Genomic DNA, 20,310 nt, shown 5'->3' with positions numbered 1-20,310 from the left:
TACTTAATACTTCAACCACTTAAAAAGTTCCTTATAGGTTGGTTTTTTACCATACATTAAAATACCTACTCGATAAATCTTAGCTGCAAACCAAACCGCAAACATAAATGTACCTATTAGAAGCAACAATGACAAACCTTGTTGCCAAAGTGGTACACCAAACGGAATACGCATTAGCATCACCACTGGAGACGTCAACGGAATAAATGAAAATACCGTAGATACTGTACCATGAGGATCTTCTATAACCGTAAAAACACCAACATATACTGCTAAAATTAGAGGCATTAGAATTGGCAGCATAAACTGTTGCGTATCTGTTTCATTATCTACTGCTGCACCAATTGCAGCATAAAGCGAACTGTATAATAAATAACCTCCGATAAAGAAAAACATGAAAGCAATTACTAGGTTTAATATAGGCAAATTACCAATGGCATTAATCAGATTTTCAGCCATTGCTTGCGCTCCTTCTGCTTCAATAGCCTGGTTCATTAATTCTTGTTGTGGTGCAGATGCTTGAGCTAAATCTATTCCGAAGATTGCAGAAACTACAACCATTAACACACCACCTAAAATTACCCAAATGGCAAACTGAGTTACACCAGCTAATGATGTTCCTATTATTTTACCCATCATTAACTGTATAGGTTTTACCGAAGAAATAATCACCTCAATAATTCTGCTGGTTTTTTCTTCTATAACACTACGCATAATCATGTTACCATAGATTATAATAAACATAAATAACAAATAACCTGCAATACCTCCAAACGCTAGTTTTATAATATTGTCTAGTTTAGAACTCTTTTGGCCATCAAAACTTTCTTGTGAAATGTCTACTTTAGTTTTAGCAGCTTCAATTTGGGCAAGAGATACTCCATCTTTTTGAAGTTTTTTATCGCGTAAGTGTTTTTCTATCCGGCTTTCTATACCAGAAATCACAGTTAATGAAGGTGTTTCTTCTGAGTAAAATTTAATCTTCTTAGAAACCTCATTTAAAGAATCAACTTTTTCTACATAAAGTAACCCATATCCTTCGGTTTCTTTAACCAAAGCAACAGCCTCTTCCAAGCTAAAATCATCAAGATTATTATAAGTGGTATTCTCTGTATTCTGAAAAACATCCTTTAAAAAACCTGATTCATCCAATACTGAAATAGTACGCTTTTTATCATTGTTTAATTGCGACAAATAAGCCACTACAGCAATAAGCGCAATCATAATCAACGGACTTAAAAACGTCATTATAATAAAGGACTTATTTTTAACCTTGGTAAGGTATTCGCGTTTTATAATAAGTGGTAAATGATTCATTTTTAGTTATTTTTTACAGTTTGAATAAAAATATCATTCGCTGTTGGAATCACTTCTACAAAGTGATGTACTTCTGCCTTTGAAGCTAAAAATGATAATAAATCGTTTGAGGAGGTTGACGCATCAATTTTAACATTAAGCTTTATATCGTCATTCAAATTCTTAAAGGTTGCTGGCAACACTTCAAACTTATTTTTTATATCTGCAATAACTGCTTCACTGTTGTTAGATTGCAAACCGACTTCAAAGGTATTTGTTTTAAACTGACGTTTAATATCGTTGAGTTTACCATCTAAAATTTTATTCGATTTGTGAATAAGTGCAATATGGTCACATAGTTCCTCAACAGATTCCATACGATGTGTTGAAAAAATAACTGTTGCTCCTTCGTCTCTTAACTGAAGGATTTCATCTTTTATTAGGTTGGCATTTATAGGATCGAATCCTGAAAAAGGCTCATCGAAAATTAAAAGTTTTGGTCGGTGCAAAACCGTAACCACAAACTGAATTTTTTGTGCTTGTCCCTTACTTAATTCTTGGATTTTTTTATTCCACCAATCACCAATCTCTAGTTTATCGAACCAATATTTTAATCGGGTTCTAGCCTCAGTTTTAGACATCCCTTTTAACTGCGCCAAGTACAAAGCTTGCTCTCCAACTTTCATGGATTTATATAAACCGCGCTCTTCTGGTAAGTAACCAATATCTCTGATATGTTCAGGTTTTAAAGGCTGCCCATCTAGCTGAACTGTGCCTTGATCTGGCATTGTTATTTGATTTATAATACGAATTAAAGTGGTTTTACCAGCACCATTAGGGCCAAGTAATCCAAAAATACTGCCTTTTGGTACAGCAATAGAAACTTCATTTAGCGCTCTAAAATCTCCGAAACTTTTAGATACGGAATCAGCAACTAACAAATCGTTCATATGAATTGCGGTTTTATACAACGGTTAGTTTGTAAATATATTAAATGTAAATACATCACGTATATTTTTTAATAATTAATCAAGTTAGTTTTTATTATGCAATGGTCTTAAAAACAAAACCCACCCTTATGGTTAGATAAGGATGGGAAAAAATTGCTATGAAAAAGAAAAATTACCGCTAATTAGCATTAGCGATAATTCAAAGATAGTATTTTTTATTTAACATCTAGGTTTTTACGAAAACATATCTTTAACCTTTTCAAAAAAAGATTTGTCTGAGCTTTCTGGTTTTGGCTCAAAATGCTCGTCATCTCTCATGTTTTCAAAAAATTCTTTCTGTTGTTTATTCAAAGTCTTTGGTGTCCAAACATTTACATGAACCAGTAAATCCCCTTTACCATAACCATTAATATTTGGTATGCCTTTGCCTCTTAGTCTTAAAATTTTTCCAGATTGCACACCAGCTTCAATCTTAATTCTTACTTTACCTGTAACCGTGTCAATTTCTTTAGAAGTACCTAAAACCGCATCTGGTAAACTTACATACATATCGTAGTGTAAGTTGTCACCTTCACGCTTTAATGTTGGATGATCTTCTTCAGAAATAACAACTAATAAATCACCAGCAATTCCATTTCCTGGCGCATCATTACCTTTGCCAGTAACTTTAAGCTGCATACCATCGACAACACCTGCAGGTATCTTTACAGAAACGGTTTCTTCAGATACTTTTAGACCCTGCGCATCTGCATCAGAAGGTTTCTTGTCTATAATCTGACCGGCACCACCACAAGTTTGACAAGTTGTAGCTGTCTGCATTCTACCCAAAATGGTATTAGTAACTCTGGTTACCTGACCTGCTCCATTACATGTTGTACAAGTTTTATATGTTGTACCAGGTGCTTGTTTCTTACGTTTTACCTTTATTTTTTTCTCAACTCCATTAGCCACTTCTTCTAGAGATAATTTAACACGTATCCTTAGGTTGCTTCCCTTAACCACACGCTGTCTGCCTCCTCCACCGAAGCCACTAAATCCGCCTCCACCAAAAGCACCTCCAAAAATATCACCAAATTGACTAAAGATGTCATCCATATTCATGCCACCTCCACCAAAGCCACCTCCACCTTCAAAGGCTTGATGACCAAATTGGTCGTAACGTGCTTTTTTGTCCGGATTACTTAAAACCTCGTAAGCTTCAGCTGCTTTCTTAAAGTTTTCCTCAGCCTCTTTATCATCTGGATTTTTATCTGGATGATACTTTAAAGCCATCTTACGATAGGCTTTTTTTATCTCTGCGTCAGAAGCACCTTTACTTACTCCTAATATGTCGTAATAATCTTCTTTCATGTGTATTGCCCAAAAAATTGGGTGTCTTTTATTGTTCTCGATACAATTTTTCGCCCCTCAAAATCAATCGAACTGACGAACCGTTAATATTTTATCTACTAAGCCTGTCCGATAACCACTTTTGGGAAACGAATAACTTTGTCACCAAGCTTATAACCACGCTCTACAACATCGATGATTTTTCCTTTTAAATCATCGCTTGGAGCTGGTATCTGGGTTACCGCTTCATGATCGTCTGCATTGAAGGCATCACCTTTGTTAACTTCAATTTTAGATAAGCCTTTTTGCTCTAAGGTGTTTAGTAATTTGTTGTAAATTAATAGGACTCCCTTGCGCAACTCTTCAGCTTCTTTATCTTCTTCAATATGCATTAAGGCACGCTCAAAATCGTCTAAAACTGGTAGCATAGCGAGCATTACACCTTCGCTAGCCGTCTTAAATAATTCTATACGCTCTTTATTGGTTCGTTTCTTATAATTTTCGAACTCAGCAAACAAACGCATAAATTTATCTTTCTCAGCTGCTAGTTGGTCTTGTAATTGTTCTTCAGCAGTTTTTTCTTCCTTTTGCTCTTGTTCTGCAGTTGCTGTTGCAGTATCGTCTATTTGTGGCTCTTCAACCTCTTTATTTTTATCTTTTTTACTCATCGTGAGTTTGTTTTATTTTGAATCTGAATTTTAAATCTACGATTTAGGGTTGCAAAAGTACTGCCATTATTATAATAATGTCAAAATGTCATTAACATTTTTTTATAATACTAGCAGCAGCTATATCCTTAACTTTGCTTTTAAACAAACATATTCTTAAAAAACACTAACATGAAAACAAAATTTTTAAAAATTACCGCTTTAGTAGCATTTGTAGCCTTCTCTAGCTGTAAAGACAAAGCTGAAGAAGCAGAAACAAAAGCCGCTGAAGAAGCTGCTGTGGCAGAAGCTACTGCTGTAACTTACAGAGCAGATGCTGATAATTCTACTATTATGTGGAAAGGTTTTAAACCTACAGGATCGCACGAAGGAACAATCAATATAAAAGAAGGTACTGTTGCCGTAAACGATGGTTCTGTAGAAAGTGGAAACTTTATTATAGATATGGCAACTATCGCTGTAACGGATATTCCTAAAGATGATGAAGACAATGCAAACTTGCAAGGTCACTTGTCTGGTCCTGATTTCTTTGATGCAAAAAGTTTTCCGACTGCAAAGTTTGAAGTTACTGGTTTAGAAACCAAAGATGGAAAAACTATGTTATCTGGTAACTTAACGATGAAGGGTGAAACAAATAACATAAGTTTCCCAGTTAAAACATCTATCGATGGTGACAAGATGACTTTAAGAAGTGAGACTTTTACTATTGACCGTTCTAAGTGGAACGTAAAGTATGGTTCTAAATCGTTTTTTGATGACTTAGGTGATAAGTTTATCAATGATGATATTGAGTTAACTGTAAATCTTGTGGCTAATAAAGCTTAAGGTATAGAAACGTCAGTTCGAGTGAATTTTAACAGCGACAGCAGATAAAATTTGTATCGAGAACTATTTTACAATACGAGACTTCTCGATACAATTGCTCATCCTTCGCAATCACTCGAAGTGATATATAAACTATTATAACATACAAAAAGCACTTACGTTTCCGTAAGTGCTTTTCTTCTCCATAGCAATCTTATCTCTAAAATTGCCTCGCTATTAATCAACCATCATCAACCAAAACAATGATTAATAACGTTGTAGTAATGCGCTAACTATTAACACTAAAACCATATTACGGCATTACTACAGTATCAATGACGTGTATTACACCATTGCTACCTTTTACATCTGTCGCAGTAATCTCACTATAATTACCCTTTTGGTCTTTCAACCAGATTTTTCCATCTTTTTGCATTACAGTTAAGATCTCTCCTGCTAATGTCTTTACCTCTACTGTTCCTTTGTTTTTCTTTAAAGCAGCTACAACATCGCTAGCCATTAATTTTCCTGGCACAACGTGGTAAGTTAAAATCTTAGTTAAGGTCTCTTTGTTTTCTGGCTTTAATAAGTTGCCTAAAGTTTCTTTGTCGATTTTTGCAAAAGCATCGTTGGTTGGTGCAAATACGGTAAAAGGACCATCACCTTGTAAGGCTTCAACTAATTCTGCTGCTTTTAAAGCTGTAACTAAAGTTGAAAAATTCTCATTGCCTACTGCTGCGTCTACAATGGTTTCTTGCGCCACAGTCTTTTGTGAGAATGTTAAGGCTACAGTTGTCATTAAAACAAATACTAACTTTTTCATGATTTTTTTAAATTTTTGGTTAAACTATTGCACTTATTTCGTTTTTGAAGTGCTTTCGTTTATATTTACACAGGCTTGATACTACTGGATGAGCAAGCCTTTATTTTTGGGAAATCTTTAACATTAATGCAGAACGATAACTTTCTTATTCAACAACTCAAAGACAAGGATGAGCTTGCGTTATCGTTACTCTACGACAAATATGCTGGCGCTATTTACAGTGTTATTGTAAAAATGGTACGCGACGAAGGCAAAGCCCAAAATTTACTCCAAGATACTTTTATGACCGTTTGGGATAAAGCCGAAAGCTACGATGCTAGCAAAGGCCGTTTTTATACTTGGATATTTAGAATTGCTAGGAACAAAACGTTAAATTTTCTCAGAAAAGTAGAACCACTCATCCAAACCGATGATTTTAGTGTATATGATAGTAAAGAAGAAGCTATTAGTATAGACGCTAGGTATTTAGAACTTAATGGTGCTATAACCACGTTAGAGCAACACCATAAAGAAGCTATAGAACTGGTATATTTTAAAGGCTTAACGCATAAGGAAGCACACCAGCAGATGAATGTGCCACTTGGCACGTTTAAATCTTATGTGCGCCAAGCTTTAAAGCAATTGCGAAAAGCCTATACCAAATCCCTAAGTGTACTTTTACTAATACTAAATGCGCTGTGATGATGGATAAGAAAACGATATTAGATAACGGACTATTAGAGCAATACCTGCTTGGTGAACTCAATGCGCAAGAGTGCGAACAGATTGAGCAAGTCTTAGCGTTTGATACCGAACTAAAAGCGCAGTTTGATGCTATAGAAAAAGACTTTGAAACCCTTGGTTTAGAAAATGCCATTGAGCCGCCAAAGGGTATTAAATACCAATTAATACAAGATATTAGAGAAGCCAAAGACACTAAAAACAATAGGAGTAACACCAACCTTAAATATTACTTAGGTATTGCAGCCAGTGTAGCTGCATTATTAATGCTTGGTAACTTTTGGATGTATAACGAATTAAACGAGGTAAAAGACCAGTTACAAACGGTTGAAACCGAAAAAACCGAGTTAAACGATAAGCTCAACAAACAAATAGACAACGACATTGCACTCTTTAGTACCATAGCACATCCTGATACTGAACAGTACGTCTTAAAAGGCAATACCTTAATGCCAGATGGTAAAGTGGTAAGCTACGTAAATCATAGCACCAAATCTGTGGTAATTAACACAGAGCGCTTACCAAAATTAGATGCTGAACACGACTACCAAATGTGGGCAGATGTAGAAGGCGAAATGATAAACATGGGAGTGATTGCCAAAGACCAAAACCTTATGGCAATGAACTACATAGACCATGCCGAATCCCTAAACATTACCATTGAACCTGCTGGTGGTAATGACCACCCAACCGTATCGCAATTAGTGACTAACGTCTACCTCAATTAGCCTGAAAAATACGTGAAGTTACGTATAAAATTAGCTTCATTTTTTTCTATTTTAGTAGAATATCATTGAAATCTTTTTAAAATCAATAATTATCTACCATAAAATCTCAAAAGTTAATTCATGAAGTTAGAACAAATTTTAGACAAACTCGGCTCAATTGAAAAAAACTCATTCATCAAAATAATTGATAATATAATTTCTAACAATCCAAGGAATCATAAAGAAATTGAAAAAATATTAAGCACCTCTGACAAGGGATTAAAGTCGGTTGACAGTCAAAATATTTCTAAAATTTTCGCTTTAACTTCAGTGGAATTTGAGAAGCATATAAAATGTGAGTTTCAAGAAATTACTTCTCAACTCGATATACTAATTGATATAATCATTAGAGATGGGAATTGTATAATGAAAAGTGATTGGTTTTCTAGACTGTATGACAAAGAAGTTAAACATTTAAAAGGAAGAATTAAAGCTCTTGAAGTAGATTTTAAAGATGAAAAATCCGATTTAAGTCTAAATCGCAAACGTGACTACAAAATTTATAAAGAATGTTTACAAACTGCTTATAAGAACGATATTGAAAATAACAGAGATCCTAAAATCACGTCTGACGAGCTATCTATTATATTGACATTATCAAAACAGTTGGGTCTATCACAAGAGGAGATTAAATTAATAAACTACTCAATTGTTCCAATCAAAAAGCTAGATGTTCAGGATGTAATTAAAGATTTAAAAAATATTGGTGTTATATTTTACTCTAACAAAGAAAACACAGTATATGTTGCTGATGAAATGGTTAGAATGCTTAGGAAAGTGAGAGGAAAAGAAGTTGCTGAAAAATTTTATCGCAGAACTCTTAAATTACTTCGAACACCAATTATTAACCAAATAGCCAGAGAGCACAACATAGACAGAAACTTAACACATGCTCAAAAAATAGAAGAAATAATCAAAGAGGGTGTTTCATTTACGAACCTATTAACTGAGAATATCTATAAGAATGAGACAACATTAACCGAAAAGAAAAAAACTTTAAATGAGCTTTGTGAGAAAGGTTTAAATATTTCTAATCTTCGAGGAAGCACTTTGGATGAAAAAATTAATAGTCTCATTAATCATTTTGAAAGTGTTGAACGCGATGAAAAGGTTGGTATTTCATTAGATGGATTTGACAAATTACTTTCTGAATTAAATCAGTCATTACCAAAACTCAATCGAGATATAAAAGAACAATTTGAACTACAAGATGAATTTGTTTTAAAAGCAGATTATTTATTGGATTATAACATCAAACCAAGAGATATTCTTGATTTAATAGAGAAAACAAATTTAACAAAATTCATTAAAGATCACGGAATAAAACAACGTGGTGATGATATTCTAAATATTCTCGAACACTATAAAGATGTAGAGAATCTATACTTAGAAAACTACGAAAATGTAGCATACAGAAATCTTAATTCATTAAAAGAAAATGGAATTACTGTAAAGGAAAGTGAATTGGGTCAAAAGTTTGAAGATCTTACAAAAGTAATTTTTGAAGATTTAGGATTTAATGTTGATGACGCATTCAAAAACAAATTGAATACTAAGAAGGATATGATGGATATCTTGTTAAACTTAGGAAATGATGAAGTAATAATTGTAGAGTGTAAGACTAGTAAAGAAAGAGGATATAATAAATTTAGCTCCGTATCAAGACAATTGAAATCTTATCAAAATCTAGCTTTGAAGAATGACTTGAGAATTGTAAAAATTTTGTTGGTTGCTCCAGAATTTAGTGATGATTTCGTTACAGATTGTGAGATGGATACAGAAATGAATCTTTCGCTAATTACCGCTTCAACTTTATCAAATATTTACGAAGCATTTAAGTCATCTAAATATAATGAATTTCCGTACGTTCTATTTAGAGATATAGTTATTAACGAAGATCGAATTATTAAAGCACTTAAAAAATAATAAGGGAAATATTTACTTACCCCAATAAATCTTCCAAAGCAGGTCTTAGATTAGCATAGGTAAAATTAAAGCCTTTGTTTTCTATTTTTTGTGAGCTAACGCGTTGGCTTTCAAATAAGAGAATATGCATTTCACCAAGTGCTAATTTCATGGCAAATTTTGGGATATTTGGCAATATTAAAGGACGCTGCAATACGCTTGCTGCTGCTTTAGTGAGTTCTTTATTGGTTACAGCATTGGGTGCCACACCATTGTAAATGCCTTCTAATTGGTTTTGCAATACGTACATAAAAATACTGGCAAGGTCTTGTACGTGTATCCAGCTTTGCCATTGTTTACCATCTCCAAAAGCAGCACCAGCACCAAACTTAATGGGTTTTACAATTTCTGGTAAAGCACCACCATCTTTGGCTAATACCAAACCTATTCGGATTTTTGCAAGTTTACAACCTAAGGTTTTAAAGCCATCTACAGCAGCTTCCCACTGCTCTACCACGTCGCCTAAAAATGTATCAGAAACTTGTGTAGCATCTTCCTCATAATAGTTGGTTAAACTTGTTGGGTAAATACCAATCGCACTTGCAGAAACCACGTGATCTATCTGGTAATTATGTGCTTTTATGGTGTCGTGTAATAGCTGCGCTGTTTTAGTACGGCTTTCAAGGATTTCTTTTTTATAGCTGTCCGTCCATCGTTTTGAGATACTCGCTCCTACCAAATTGATAATAGCAGATACACCTTTAAAACAGTTGTGGTCTATCTCGTTATTTTTGGGATTCCAATAAAAGCCTTTGTAATTGGATTCGGTACTTAATTTAGATTTTGAGGTTGTTAAATAATGGACGTTAATTTCTTGTTTATGACACTGTTTTACAATTTCCTGCCCAATTAATCCTGTTGCTCCTGTTATTAAAACTGTCATTATGTTTCGTTTTCTTTAGCTATTTATAGTTCGTAACAAAGATACAACATGCATTAAGGCTTCAAGGAGACTTTAATTTGGATTTAACGTTTGGTGTGTTCAATGTCAGTTCGAGTGAATTTTAGATGCGAGAGCATGTAAAATTTATACTTCGACAAGCTCAGTAGAACTATCGAGAACCGTTTCAACTTACAAAGCTTCTCGATACAATTTCTTAAGCTTCGGAATCACTCGAAGTGACAATCAGATACATTTAAAACCTTGAACTAAAATCAAAACCACGATGTCAGTTCGAGTGGATTTTAGATGCGCTAGCAGATAAAATTTGTACTTCGACAAGCTCAGTAGAACTATCGAGAACCATTTTAACTAATACAGCTTCTCGATACGATTTCTCATTCTTCGAAATCACTCGAAGTGACAATCAGATACATTAAAAACCTTAAACTAAAATCAAAACCATGGTGTCAGTTCGAGTGGATTTTAGATGCGCTAGCAGATAAAATTTGTACTTCGACAAGCTCAGTAGAACTATCGAGAACCATTTTAACTAATACAGCTTCTCGATACGATTTCTCATGCTTCGAAATCACTCGAAGTGACAATCAGATACATTAAAAACCTTAAACTAAAATCAAAACCACGATGTCAGTTCGAGTGAATTTTAGATGCGAGAGCAGATAAAATTTGTATCGAGAACATTCTCAGTTTACAAGACTTCTCGATACAATTCCTCATACTTCGGAATCACTCGAAGTGACATAAAGTTATTGTTAGAATTTTTTCTTTGCTAAATTTGGCAACTTTTCAAATTGATTATTGATTAAAGCTTCTTTCTTGGAACGCGACCACTTCTTTATTTGTTTTTCAGTCTCTATTGCTATTTCTACGTTTGTGAATTCAGCACAATAAAGTAATTCAATCGGTCTTCTTGAATAGGTATAACTATCTAAATGTTTACCTAATTTATGCTCTAACACTCTTTTTGATAAGTCTGAGGTAAAACCAGTGTAATAAGTATTATCAGAGCATTTTAATATATAGACATAATAAATTTTCATTTCCTGAACTTACATAAAAATTAGTTAACCGTCAGTTCGAGTGAATTTTAGATGCGAGAGCATGTAAAATTTGTATCGAGAACCGTTTCAACTCATAAAGCTTCTCGATACAATTCCTCATGCTTCGGAATCACTCGAAGTGACATATAGGGTATTAGAATTTTTTCTTAGCTAGATTTGGTAGCTTCTGAAATTGATTATTAATTAAAGCTTCTTTCTTAGAACGTGACCATTTCTTTATTTGCTTTTCAGTCTCTATTGCTATTTCTACGTTTGTGAATTCAGCACAATAAAGTAATTCAATCGGTCTTCTTGAATAGGTATAACTATCTAAGTGTTTACCTAATTTATGCTCTAACACTCTTTTTGATAAGTCTGAGGTAAAACCTGTGTAATAAGTATTATCAGAGCATTTTAATATATAGACGTAATAAATTTTCATTTCTTGAACTTACGCAAAATTAGTTAACTGTCAGTTCGAGTGAATTTTAGTTGCGCTAGCTGGTGAAATTTGTATCGAGAACCGTTTCAACTTACAAAGCTTCTCGATACAATTGTTCATGCTTCACAATCACTCGAAGTGACATAACATCCCATTTGATTCGTTCCGCTTAGTCGAATGCTAAGAGCTCTTTTTCTGAGCTCTTAGCATTTCACGCTTACCAGGTGGACCAGGAAGTCGCTCAACTGTAAAACCAACAGTTTGCATAGCGCGTCGAACACTTCCTTTGGCCGAATAAGTAACCAAAACACCATTGTCTTTTAAGGCTCTGTACATAATCTTGAAGATGTCTTCCGTCCAAAGTTCTGGTTGAACGCGTGCACCAAAGGCATCAAAATAAATGATATTAAATCTATTTTGATCAGTGATGTCTTTAAAGAATTTTTCTTGTTTATCGAGCTTGAAAGTTGGACTTATATCGTGTTGCTCTTCCCAAGGAACCGTATGCATTTTCTCAAATTCAGCTTTATGCTGTTTAGAAATTAATTCAACATAATTTAGTTGTTGGATTTCTTCATTTTTCACAGGATAGGCTTCTACTCCAACATAGTTTATGGATTGCTGAAGCTCTTCAGCCTTTAAAAAAGTGAGAAAAGCGTTGAGACCTGTACCAAAGCCAATTTCGAGAATGTTGATTGGGTGAGATCCTGAATCAAGTTCAGGATGACGTGATTGAAAATAAAAAAGCAAACCATGTTTTATAAATACATGGTTTGCTTCTTGTATAGCACCATGAATGGAATGGTATTGCTCATTCCAATCTTCTATCTGAATGGTTTTAGAACCATCTGACGTGGTTATTATTTTTCGCTTCAATTACTGAATTAAAAGTTTTCTAATCTTTGGGATTGGTCCTGTACATTCTGTTTTATGACAAGCCAAACAATTATTAATTGCTGTATTGTAACGCTCCTTTAATTCAACATTAGATAAAGTATCTACAACCATTTGCTGAGCGGTTATAAAACCATCTACCTTACTATTCCAAACTGCTGTTCTTGCATGACCATTACTCATTTCTGCGGAATGCAATTTCATAAGATCTAAAGGCATAGACACAGGTATTTCACCATTGATAATCTGCTGTTTTATTTGCAAATTATAGGCATACATACCATTCATAAGATTTGCCATCTCAGACGGCTGATGCATGATTAACTCTGGCTTTTCCTTTTTATCAGCAGGTTTTGACTCTGTTTCATCCTTACAATTAAAACATAAGAGCAACACTACTGCAAAAGCAAGGATCTTATTGTTTAAGGAGAACTCCATCAGCTAAGAACTTGTATTCGAATTTAGGCTCAGTGATTGCAGCAATTTCCTCTTCAGATTTGCCTGCATCTTCTGCATAGTGTCTTAATTCGTCTACTGAAGTTTCTTCAACAAAGGCTTTTCCGTTTACAACAACTTCACCTTCAGCATTTAAAGGCATAAAGAAACCGTAATCTTTAAAACGCACCATAACTTCCTTGTCATTACCCATGTCTAAAGTCATCCAACAGCCTTTTTTAGAGCATACTTCGTTGATTTTTCCTGTCATCTTAGCATTGACAGTGTCACCTGCTTTTAAGCCTTTGTAATGTTCCATCATACGATCTGATGATAACGCATCTGCATCATTTATTTCCATTCCGAAAGAGGCATAAGCGATCTCTTCTTTTATGTCTTCCACCTTGTTTTCAGTGACTTCTTTATTATTTTTACAAGACACAATGGCTAAGCCCATTGCTAAGATTATAACTAATTTTTTCATTATTAATTTGTTTAGTATTGTTTACAATAGAACTACAAAATTACGAATTTTAAGATAATATTACCTTTTATTAACCACAATGATTTTGTACTTTTGCACAAATTTAAAACACCTCTTAAATGGTAGAAACTAACCCTAACGAAATCGTTGTAGTAAAGTCAGAAAATTCTAAAATCAACACTGTTGACTTTGATAATTTAACATTTGGACGTGTATTTACAGACCACATGTTTGTTTGCGATTTTGAGGATGGTCAATGGCAAACACCAAAGATTATGCCGTACCAACCAATGACGATAGAACCTTCTGCTCGTGTGTTTCATTATGGGCAAGCTGTTTTTGAAGGTATGAAAGCTTATAAAGATGAAGATGACAAAATATTTTTGTTTAGACCTGATCAAAATTTCCATAGAATAAATAAATCTGCTTCCAGACTCGCTATACCTGAATTTCCAGAAAATTACTTCTTTAACGGTTTAGAAACCTTATTGAAAATGGAAAGCGACTGGATAAAACCAGGATTAGGCAACTCATTATATGTTAGACCTTTTGTCATTGCTACTGAGCCAGCTATTTCGGCTTCACCTGCAGCAACGTATCGTTTTATGATTATTTGTTCGCCAGCAAAGGCTTATTACAACAAACCTGTTCGGGTTTTGTTTGCTGAAAAATATAGTAGATCCGCAGATGGTGGTGTAGGATTTGCAAAAGCAGCCGGTAACTATGCTGCTCAATTCTACCCAACTGGTTTGGCTCAGAAAAAAGGGTTTGATCAAATTATTTGGACTGATGCTTCTACTCATAAGTATTTAGAAGAAGCTGGTACGATGAATATATTCTTTAGAGTTGGTGATAAATTGATTACAGCTCCTACTAGTGACAGAATTTTGGATGGTGTAACTCGAAAAAGCGTCATACAACTTGCTGAGGATTTAGGCATTGAATGTGAGGTTAGACCTGTAAGTGTTGAGGAAATTAAAGAAGCCGCTGTAAATGGAAGCCTAAAAGAAATATTTGGTGCTGGTACTGCGGCAGTTATAAGTCCTGTTTCTGCATTTGAGCATGCTGAAGATATTTTTGAAATTCCACAGTTAGAAGATTCGTATGCTTCACTATTTAAAAAGACACTCACAAGTATTCAACATAATTTATCGGAAGATAAACACGGTTGGAGACACGAAGTAAAATAATTAAAAAAGCAGCCGATTGGCTGCTTTTTTTATGACTCTAAAATATCTTTAATATTTGGTTTAAAGTAATTAGGCCCTTTAAGGACTTTACCATCTTCTCTATAAATTGGTTCACCATCGTCGCCTAATTTGCTCATATTACTACGTTGAATTTCTTCAAAAACTTCTTCTATCTTATACTGTAGTCCATGCTCTATAATTGTACCACAAAGAATATAAAGCATATCACCTAGCGCATCTGCAACTTCTACCAAATCATTATCATTAGCAGCTTCGAGATATTCTTCGTTTTCTTCGCGCATAAGCTTATAGCGCAGCATGTTCTTTTCTATTCCTAAATCAGCTTTCGGTGTTTCTCTGTGTCCTATTTTAAAAGCGGTATGAAATGCTTTTACGGCATTAATTTTATCTTGCATATTAAATAAAAACTAAGGTTGTTATTTTTTCGTAAATAAAATAGAGACTATCATTTTTTGATGATTTTGCTCTAATTTTAATTATTTTTGCATAAAAATACACTAATGTTTACTACAGGTCAACTGATTTTTGGGATATTATTTTTTATAGCTTTTGTTATCGCTGTAGCCTACCAATATCGTAAAGATTTAAAAATCCACAAGGCCTACTACAAGGGAACTGTTTGGATTCTTATTGCATTTATTGGCTTTATTGGTATGATTGCCGCTGTGAAGTTTCTTTTAATGTAAGCTCGTTTTTTAGTCGTTTGTCCTAATTTTCTTATAAGTTCACAATTATTTTTTAACTTATAGACAGAAATATACCCTCTATTGGGTATGTTTTGATGTATTCCTACTTGGCATCTTTGTATTGTTACTTACTAAAACCAACCAAACATGAAAGATTACATTGTAAAACCGTTAGTACTCTTTTTAACCTCCCTTTTTATCCTTCTAGGCATTATTGCATTTCTATGGCTAACCAAAACAAATGAGCACGCTGAGGTTTATAAATATATAAAAATCCTTGGTGCCTTTTGCGCTAGTGGCATAAGCATTGCAATACCTGGAATGATTGAAATAAAAAATGGAATTAATGGTGTTGAAACTTTAGCATCTCGTGCACCTAATGTCACCGCAACAGGAGCCTTGGCTGTCTTTGTTTTTGTTTATTTGGTTTAATACAAATCTATAATTGATGACTGAAGAAGAAGCGAATAATAGACTTACAGACCGTCACGAAATATATTTTGCCTCTAGTAAAAAGAGAATAACTAGATATGCTGCGGTAATTAAAAAGAGCCGTAATATCTACATTAAAGATGACTTTCTAATTGAACTAGGGTATACTAATGGACAAGTAACAATAGAACAAAATATTAATAAAGTAAATATTAAAGAAGATTTTATAAAGTCTGCTATTGAGCAAATTGATATTGAAAAAAGTATTATTGAAGAAATCGAAAATGGTTTGGTTCAGGTTGAATTGACTAATTCTATAGACTTTCAAAATGATCAAATTTTATATAACTATTGTGGACACGATTGTGTAAAGTGTTGTAAAGGATTGTGCGAATATGTAGGTGAAGCGTCAACAAAAAAGTATTGTTCCTTAACGGGTGGTATAAGTACATATAATGCTGGTAAAACTGGTGGGTCAGGAACAGCTGGTGGTTTTTTTACATCGACTGATAGTAATCACACCTATTTGCTTTCAAATTTTCATGTTTTGATTGGATTTAAAAATGAATTTAATTTTAGAGTTACACATCCAAGTAGATATAATACTTATGGTAATAATTCTGAAAATTTTGATGTCATCGGGGAAGTTATATGGTACAAAAGAATATTACAGAAGGGTTTTAATCTTATGGATGCTGCTGTCGCACAGATTTATCCCAAAATAAAAATCGATTACGGAAAATACACCAGAAGCGGTTTAGTCGAAATATTAGGGATCGGCGACCCTAAAATAGGTGAAATGGTAAAAAAATGTGGCGGAACAACAGGGTTAACTTATGGTGAAATTAAATCAATTAACTGTACAATTAATATCAGTAATAATGAAGAATACCCTATGTTTTTCCACAATCAATTACTGACTACCCTAATGACTAAGCCAGGAGATTCTGGATCAATCTTGGTTAACCAAAATGGCTTTGCTGTTGGTTTACTTTTTGCAGGTAATAATTTCACTTTATCCGTCGCAAATAACATCAAATACATTTTCAATCATCTACGTGATGAGAAAAATATAAATTTTAAAAAATTTGTTTAATTAAATACTAAAACTATGGCAAACCAGTGGGAATTAATTGAAATGGATTTAGACAAAGACGTTTCGAAAAAAGCAAAATATTTTTTCTATAAAAATGGAATCGATACCATACTATGCAATTTCAATAATTGGAATGATAATTCACCAACAGAAATCACAATACATAATAGCTATATTGATAGAAAATTTATACACGCTAATTATTGCGAAGAACACGATAGAATAGAGATACATGCGGTTGATGATCAAAAATTTGAGCGTGTAACATTAAATATTGAACATGCTGATAAATGTAAAATAAATTGCACAAAAGTTGTCTTTGTATTCTATACCCAAGGAGAAGAAATCGAGAAATGTAAAAAAGTATACATTGGGCAACCTGAACATAAAAAAGGAAGTATTATAATAAGAAATCCTTAAATGAAATTTAGAAGTTTTCTTCTGAAGTATACTTTAATATCAGTAAGTTTCATACTTACTGATTTTTGTTATGCTCAAAGTGAAGCATTTGATCAATTCTACACCGTTTATGAAAATGGCAGCCTAAATGATATTGAAAATGCATTAACAAAAATTGACACATCCTCCTTAGATACCAGAGAAAAGGCCACATGGTTATTTTATTTTAGTGAAAATCAACTAAATCTAGATAATCATGACGTAGCATATAAGTGTATGCTAAAATCAAAAAAGTTGTTTAAATCTATTAACGCAGAAGGTGATGTTGCCGATTGTAATATTCTTTTATTAGAAATTTTAAGTCATCAAAATAATCTAGAAGTCAACAGCACAATTATATTAACTGAACTTGAAAACTATGCTTTAAAGGACAACGACACCCTTGCTTTGATATCAGTGTACCACGAAATTGCTACTACCTTTCTTGATGGAGAAAATGGCAATGAAGCCAATAAGTATTTTAGAAAAATCATTGGGCTTTACAAACTAAAAAATAATGAGTTAAAAATTGCTCAAAACTATATGAATATTGGTACGGTGCATTATGCTGTATTTAATGATGCAGACTCATCCTTATATTATGCTAAAAAAGCTGTCCCAGTTTTAAAAAAATATAAGGATTATCAATCCTTAGCTTACAATTACAATAACCAAGCTCAACAATACAAAGCCATGGGTGATTATGATGAAGCTATAAAGTTTTACTTAAAAGCAGACTCAATTCCACTAAAGCAATTTGAAGCCAAGAGCAAAGTGATTTTTTATCAAAACATTGCAGAAGCCTATCAACTTAATAAAGATTACGAAAATGCCACACTTTATCTGGACAAACTCAACAAGCTTAAAGACTCTATAAATGACACTAAGCAGAACATAGCTATATCAGAAATAAAAGAAAAATATGATAATGAAAAGCTTAGAGCAGATAACCTTGAAAGTGAAGCTAAACGTATTCAAAATCGTAATTTATTATTCGGGTCTTTAGGAGTTCTATTGTATGGAAGTATTACATTTTTACTTGTTCAAAAGAACACCAAACGCAAACAAAAACTTGCAGAACAAGAAAAAGAAATAGAATCTCAAAAATTAGCAACTGTTTTAAAAGAGCAAGAATTAACTGCTATTGATGCCATGATAGAAGGTCAAGAAAAAGAACGTCAACGCATTGCTAATGACCTACATGATGATCTAGGTGGTCTTATGGCAACAGTAAAACTACATTTCAATGCTCTTAAGGATAAAGACTCACCAGAACTTTTTGAAAAAACAAACACGCTCATAGAAGAAGCTTATCAAAAAGTACGTACTGTTGCTCACGCTAAAAACTCTGGTGTAATTGCTAAGCAAGGCTTGCTTAAAGCTGTACAAAACATGGCTGAGAAAATATCTGCTTCTAACAAAATACAAATAGAGGTTATTGATCATGGTCTAGATAATCGATTAGAGAATAGTTTAGAATTAACCTTATTCAGAATTATACAAGAGCTTATTACCAACGTTATAAAACATGCTGAAGCCTCAGAAGTTACGATTCATTTAACTAATCATGATGACACTATAAACATAATGGTTGAAGATAATGGTAAGGGATTTAATCCAAATCAAATGACAAAAACCAATAAAGGCATGGGTATTAGCAGTATTGATAAACGCGTAGAACATTTGGATGGTAAGATGACCATTGAGTCAGAAAAACTTAAAGGAACAACTGTAATAATTGATATACCATTATGATACGACTAGCAATTGCAGAAGACCATCAATCTTTAATAGATGGGATAAAACTTCTTTTAGAATACGAAGATGATATTGAGATTGTAGGCACCGCTAATGATGGTGAAGCATTACTAAAATTGGTAAAACTAAAACAACCGAATGTTGTTATTACCGATATTAGGATGCCTAAAGTCGATGGAATTTCTGCAACTAAACAAATAAAGGAAACGTTTCCTCACACCAATATTTTAGGGTTTACAATGTTTGATCAGCAAGATGCAATCAAACAAATGCTAGAAGCTGGCGCATCAGGCTATCTACTTAAAAATTCACCTTTAGAAGAAGTGCTAAAGGCAGTGCGTTCTGTCTACAATGGCGACACCTACTTTGATACTAATATTAAAGTGGAAGATGATAACAACACCAACAAGAAAGCAAAAGGCAAGCTTACGAAACGTCAAATAGAAATTTTAACACTTGTCGGTCAAGGAAAAACCTCTCGAGAAATTGCTGACGAATTATTTATTGGTGTTCATACAGTTGATACACACCGAAAAAATATGATTCGCATATTAGGTCTACACGGAAAAGGTGAACTAATGCGCTATGCTCTAGAAAAGAAGTATAAATTCTAATTATTATCTAATCAGTATAAATCTTCTATTATCTTAATAAAAATCCCCATTAAAGGGGATTTTTTCTTGTGCTCAACATATATACTTTTAAAGTATGTACTATCCATCAAAAACAGCAAAAAATCAGCTGCTAAAACTAATCTCTACCATTAACAATGAAGAGAAAAAATTGACCACAAATGAGCTTGTTGAAGTGTTAGAAAATATGAAATGCATCTGTAAAAGTCCTGAGATTGTCTCGGCACTTATAAATTCTATAAAATTAAAATTCAATAATAATTTACATAGAAGAAACAACCTCACTAATCGCGAAAGACAAGTTGTACTACTAATAGGTGAAGGCTTACCAAATAAAAATATTGCTCAAGAACTTAATCTTAGTAAATCTACAATAGAAACGCACCGCAAAAACATTAGAAAAAAACTAAAGCTTAAAGGAAAAGATAGCCTTATGGTTTTTGCTATCATCTATAAATTACAACAACTCAACAATATTGAATCTTAAAAATTAAACGTCATGATTATTCTTCTCATTCTATTAAGTATTAATTCTC

General features: G+C 33.4%; 24 protein-coding genes. 12 read left to right on the top strand and 12 right to left on the bottom strand.

What is annotated here, in order from left to right; all coding sequences use genetic code 11:
* Positions 1-3 precede the first annotated feature (3 nt).
* The 4 genes from FC091_RS08035 to FC091_RS08020 form a co-directional block, all read right to left on the bottom strand.
* Positions 4-1,317, bottom strand: coding sequence for an ABC transporter permease (locus FC091_RS08035; RefSeq protein WP_138433765.1), 1,314 nt, complete (start codon positions 1,315-1,317; stop codon positions 4-6).
* A gap of 2 nt (positions 1,318-1,319) precedes the next feature.
* Complete coding sequence (locus FC091_RS08030) at positions 1,320-2,246, bottom strand: ABC transporter ATP-binding protein (RefSeq protein WP_138433764.1); 927 nt, start codon at positions 2,244-2,246, stop codon at positions 1,320-1,322.
* A 234-nt stretch (positions 2,247-2,480) separates the two neighbouring features.
* On the bottom strand, positions 2,481-3,596 hold the full coding sequence (gene dnaJ, locus FC091_RS08025; protein ID WP_138433763.1) for a molecular chaperone DnaJ: 1,116 nt from the start codon (positions 3,594-3,596) through the stop codon (positions 2,481-2,483).
* A gap of 98 nt (positions 3,597-3,694) precedes the next feature.
* The gene (locus FC091_RS08020; protein ID WP_138433762.1) at positions 3,695-4,243 is read right to left on the bottom strand and encodes a nucleotide exchange factor GrpE; all 549 of its coding nucleotides are present in this window, start codon (positions 4,241-4,243) and stop codon (positions 3,695-3,697) included.
* Between the two features lie 171 nt (positions 4,244-4,414).
* Here FC091_RS08020 and FC091_RS08015 point away from each other — a divergent pair, with 171 nt between their 5' ends.
* Positions 4,415-5,068: a YceI family protein gene (locus FC091_RS08015; RefSeq protein WP_138433761.1), complete on the top strand. Its 654-nt coding sequence runs from the start codon at positions 4,415-4,417 to the stop codon at positions 5,066-5,068.
* Positions 5,069-5,360: 292 nt separating this feature from the next.
* On the opposite strand, the gene FC091_RS08010 is transcribed toward FC091_RS08015, so the two are convergent.
* Complete coding sequence (locus tag FC091_RS08010; protein ID WP_138433760.1) at positions 5,361-5,870, bottom strand: fasciclin domain-containing protein; 510 nt, start codon at positions 5,868-5,870, stop codon at positions 5,361-5,363.
* A 126-nt stretch (positions 5,871-5,996) separates the two neighbouring features.
* On the opposite strand from FC091_RS08010, the gene FC091_RS08005 reads away from it, so the two are divergent.
* From FC091_RS08005 to FC091_RS07995, 3 genes are all read left to right on the top strand, one after another.
* Positions 5,997-6,551, top strand: a complete 555-nt coding sequence (locus tag FC091_RS08005; RefSeq protein WP_138433759.1) for an RNA polymerase sigma factor — start codon at positions 5,997-5,999, stop codon at positions 6,549-6,551.
* 2 nt (positions 6,552-6,553) lie between these two features.
* Positions 6,554-7,318, top strand: a complete 765-nt coding sequence (locus FC091_RS08000) for an anti-sigma factor (protein WP_171032491.1) — start codon at positions 6,554-6,556, stop codon at positions 7,316-7,318.
* A gap of 120 nt (positions 7,319-7,438) precedes the next feature.
* A complete protein-coding gene (locus FC091_RS07995; RefSeq protein ID WP_138433757.1) occupies positions 7,439-9,283 on the top strand; it encodes a hypothetical protein in 1,845 nt (614 codons plus the stop codon).
* A gap of 16 nt (positions 9,284-9,299) precedes the next feature.
* Here FC091_RS07995 and FC091_RS07990 read toward each other — a convergent pair whose 3' ends face one another.
* The 6 genes from FC091_RS07990 to FC091_RS07965 all read right to left on the bottom strand — a co-directional run bounded on the left by FC091_RS07990 (position 9,300) and on the right by FC091_RS07965 (position 13,521).
* Positions 9,300-10,205, bottom strand: a complete 906-nt coding sequence (locus FC091_RS07990; RefSeq protein WP_138433756.1) for a TIGR01777 family oxidoreductase — start codon at positions 10,203-10,205, stop codon at positions 9,300-9,302.
* Positions 10,206-10,978: 773 nt separating this feature from the next.
* The gene (locus tag FC091_RS07985) at positions 10,979-11,266 is read right to left on the bottom strand and encodes a GIY-YIG nuclease family protein (protein WP_138433755.1); all 288 of its coding nucleotides are present in this window, start codon (positions 11,264-11,266) and stop codon (positions 10,979-10,981) included.
* A gap of 154 nt (positions 11,267-11,420) precedes the next feature.
* Positions 11,421-11,708 (bottom strand): GIY-YIG nuclease family protein, encoded by a 288-nt coding sequence (locus tag FC091_RS07980; protein WP_138433754.1) that lies wholly within the window; start codon positions 11,706-11,708, stop codon positions 11,421-11,423.
* Between the two features lie 180 nt (positions 11,709-11,888).
* Complete coding sequence (mnmD, locus tag FC091_RS07975; protein WP_138433753.1) at positions 11,889-12,584, bottom strand: tRNA (5-methylaminomethyl-2-thiouridine)(34)-methyltransferase MnmD; 696 nt, start codon at positions 12,582-12,584, stop codon at positions 11,889-11,891.
* Entirely contained in the window at positions 12,585-13,040 is a 456-nt protein-coding gene (locus FC091_RS07970; RefSeq protein WP_138433752.1) for a hypothetical protein, read from the bottom strand.
* The gene (locus tag FC091_RS07965) at positions 13,018-13,521 is read right to left on the bottom strand and encodes a DUF4920 domain-containing protein (protein ID WP_138433751.1); all 504 of its coding nucleotides are present in this window, start codon (positions 13,519-13,521) and stop codon (positions 13,018-13,020) included. Before FC091_RS07965 ends, FC091_RS07970 begins: the two co-directional genes overlap by 23 nt.
* A 119-nt stretch (positions 13,522-13,640) precedes the next feature.
* On the opposite strand from FC091_RS07965, the gene FC091_RS07960 reads away from it, so the two are divergent.
* Complete coding sequence (locus tag FC091_RS07960; protein WP_138433750.1) at positions 13,641-14,711, top strand: branched-chain amino acid aminotransferase; 1,071 nt, start codon at positions 13,641-13,643, stop codon at positions 14,709-14,711.
* A gap of 29 nt (positions 14,712-14,740) precedes the next feature.
* Here FC091_RS07960 and FC091_RS07955 read toward each other — a convergent pair whose 3' ends face one another.
* On the bottom strand, positions 14,741-15,127 hold the full coding sequence (locus tag FC091_RS07955; protein WP_138433749.1) for a pyrophosphohydrolase domain-containing protein: 387 nt from the start codon (positions 15,125-15,127) through the stop codon (positions 14,741-14,743).
* Positions 15,128-15,232: 105 nt separating this feature from the next.
* Here FC091_RS07955 and FC091_RS07950 point away from each other — a divergent pair, with 105 nt between their 5' ends.
* The 7 genes from FC091_RS07950 to FC091_RS07920 all read left to right on the top strand — a co-directional run bounded on the left by FC091_RS07950 (position 15,233) and on the right by FC091_RS07920 (position 20,261).
* Positions 15,233-15,418, top strand: a complete 186-nt coding sequence (locus FC091_RS07950; RefSeq protein WP_138433748.1) for a hypothetical protein — start codon at positions 15,233-15,235, stop codon at positions 15,416-15,418.
* Positions 15,419-15,565: 147 nt separating this feature from the next.
* Entirely contained in the window at positions 15,566-15,850 is a 285-nt protein-coding gene (locus FC091_RS07945; protein ID WP_138433747.1) for a hypothetical protein, read from the top strand.
* A gap of 16 nt (positions 15,851-15,866) precedes the next feature.
* A complete protein-coding gene (locus FC091_RS07940; protein WP_138433746.1) occupies positions 15,867-16,946 on the top strand; it encodes a chymotrypsin family serine protease in 1,080 nt (359 codons plus the stop codon).
* Positions 16,947-16,961: 15 nt separating this feature from the next.
* Positions 16,962-17,366, top strand: coding sequence for a hypothetical protein (locus FC091_RS07935; protein ID WP_138433745.1), 405 nt, complete (start codon positions 16,962-16,964; stop codon positions 17,364-17,366).
* Positions 17,367-19,139 carry a tetratricopeptide repeat-containing sensor histidine kinase gene (locus FC091_RS07930; protein WP_138433744.1) on the top strand — a complete coding sequence of 591 codons (1,773 nt, stop codon included), beginning with the start codon at positions 17,367-17,369 and terminating at the stop codon, positions 19,137-19,139. It begins immediately after the preceding gene.
* Positions 19,136-19,756 carry a response regulator transcription factor gene (locus FC091_RS07925; RefSeq protein WP_138433743.1) on the top strand — a complete coding sequence of 207 codons (621 nt, stop codon included), beginning with the start codon at positions 19,136-19,138 and terminating at the stop codon, positions 19,754-19,756. Before FC091_RS07930 ends, FC091_RS07925 begins: the two co-directional genes overlap by 4 nt.
* Positions 19,757-19,850: 94 nt before the next feature.
* Positions 19,851-20,261 carry a response regulator transcription factor gene (locus FC091_RS07920; protein ID WP_138433742.1) on the top strand — a complete coding sequence of 137 codons (411 nt, stop codon included), beginning with the start codon at positions 19,851-19,853 and terminating at the stop codon, positions 20,259-20,261.
* Positions 20,262-20,310 lie beyond the last annotated feature (49 nt).

The organism is Winogradskyella algicola, from assembly GCF_005869935.1.
Classification (GTDB): domain Bacteria; phylum Bacteroidota; class Bacteroidia; order Flavobacteriales; family Flavobacteriaceae; genus Winogradskyella; species Winogradskyella algicola.
This window is presented reverse-complemented; position numbering and strand designations above follow the sequence as displayed.

What these genes read in the sequence shown, in the direction of transcription:
- FC091_RS08035 (WP_138433765.1), bottom strand. Translation starts at nt 1,317, where the DNA reads ATGAATCATTTACCACTTATTATAAAACGCGAATACCTTACCAAGGTT.
- FC091_RS08030 (WP_138433764.1), bottom strand. Translation starts at nt 2,246, where the DNA reads ATGAACGATTTGTTAGTTGCTGATTCCGTATCTAAAAGTTTCGGAGAT.
- dnaJ (WP_138433763.1), bottom strand. Translation starts at nt 3,596, where the DNA reads ATGAAAGAAGATTATTACGACATATTAGGAGTAAGTAAAGGTGCTTCT.
- FC091_RS08020 (WP_138433762.1), bottom strand. Translation starts at nt 4,243, where the DNA reads ATGAGTAAAAAAGATAAAAATAAAGAGGTTGAAGAGCCACAAATAGAC.
- FC091_RS08015 (WP_138433761.1), top strand. Translation starts at nt 4,415, where the DNA reads ATGAAAACAAAATTTTTAAAAATTACCGCTTTAGTAGCATTTGTAGCC.
- FC091_RS08010 (WP_138433760.1), bottom strand. Translation starts at nt 5,870, where the DNA reads ATGAAAAAGTTAGTATTTGTTTTAATGACAACTGTAGCCTTAACATTC.
- FC091_RS08005 (WP_138433759.1), top strand. Translation starts at nt 5,997, where the DNA reads ATGCAGAACGATAACTTTCTTATTCAACAACTCAAAGACAAGGATGAG.
- FC091_RS08000 (WP_171032491.1), top strand. Translation starts at nt 6,554, where the DNA reads ATGGATAAGAAAACGATATTAGATAACGGACTATTAGAGCAATACCTG.
- FC091_RS07995 (WP_138433757.1), top strand. Translation starts at nt 7,439, where the DNA reads ATGAAGTTAGAACAAATTTTAGACAAACTCGGCTCAATTGAAAAAAAC.
- FC091_RS07990 (WP_138433756.1), bottom strand. Translation starts at nt 10,205, where the DNA reads ATGACAGTTTTAATAACAGGAGCAACAGGATTAATTGGGCAGGAAATT.
- FC091_RS07985 (WP_138433755.1), bottom strand. Translation starts at nt 11,266, where the DNA reads ATGAAAATTTATTATGTCTATATATTAAAATGCTCTGATAATACTTAT.
- FC091_RS07980 (WP_138433754.1), bottom strand. Translation starts at nt 11,708, where the DNA reads ATGAAAATTTATTACGTCTATATATTAAAATGCTCTGATAATACTTAT.
- FC091_RS07970 (WP_138433752.1), bottom strand. Translation starts at nt 13,040, where the DNA reads ATGGAGTTCTCCTTAAACAATAAGATCCTTGCTTTTGCAGTAGTGTTG.
- FC091_RS07965 (WP_138433751.1), bottom strand. Translation starts at nt 13,521, where the DNA reads ATGAAAAAATTAGTTATAATCTTAGCAATGGGCTTAGCCATTGTGTCT.
- FC091_RS07960 (WP_138433750.1), top strand. Translation starts at nt 13,641, where the DNA reads ATGGTAGAAACTAACCCTAACGAAATCGTTGTAGTAAAGTCAGAAAAT.
- FC091_RS07955 (WP_138433749.1), bottom strand. Translation starts at nt 15,127, where the DNA reads ATGCAAGATAAAATTAATGCCGTAAAAGCATTTCATACCGCTTTTAAA.
- FC091_RS07950 (WP_138433748.1), top strand. Translation starts at nt 15,233, where the DNA reads ATGTTTACTACAGGTCAACTGATTTTTGGGATATTATTTTTTATAGCT.
- FC091_RS07945 (WP_138433747.1), top strand. Translation starts at nt 15,566, where the DNA reads ATGAAAGATTACATTGTAAAACCGTTAGTACTCTTTTTAACCTCCCTT.
- FC091_RS07940 (WP_138433746.1), top strand. Translation starts at nt 15,867, where the DNA reads ATGACTGAAGAAGAAGCGAATAATAGACTTACAGACCGTCACGAAATA.
- FC091_RS07935 (WP_138433745.1), top strand. Translation starts at nt 16,962, where the DNA reads ATGGCAAACCAGTGGGAATTAATTGAAATGGATTTAGACAAAGACGTT.
- FC091_RS07930 (WP_138433744.1), top strand. Translation starts at nt 17,367, where the DNA reads ATGAAATTTAGAAGTTTTCTTCTGAAGTATACTTTAATATCAGTAAGT.
- FC091_RS07925 (WP_138433743.1), top strand. Translation starts at nt 19,136, where the DNA reads ATGATACGACTAGCAATTGCAGAAGACCATCAATCTTTAATAGATGGG.
- FC091_RS07920 (WP_138433742.1), top strand. Translation starts at nt 19,851, where the DNA reads ATGTACTATCCATCAAAAACAGCAAAAAATCAGCTGCTAAAACTAATC.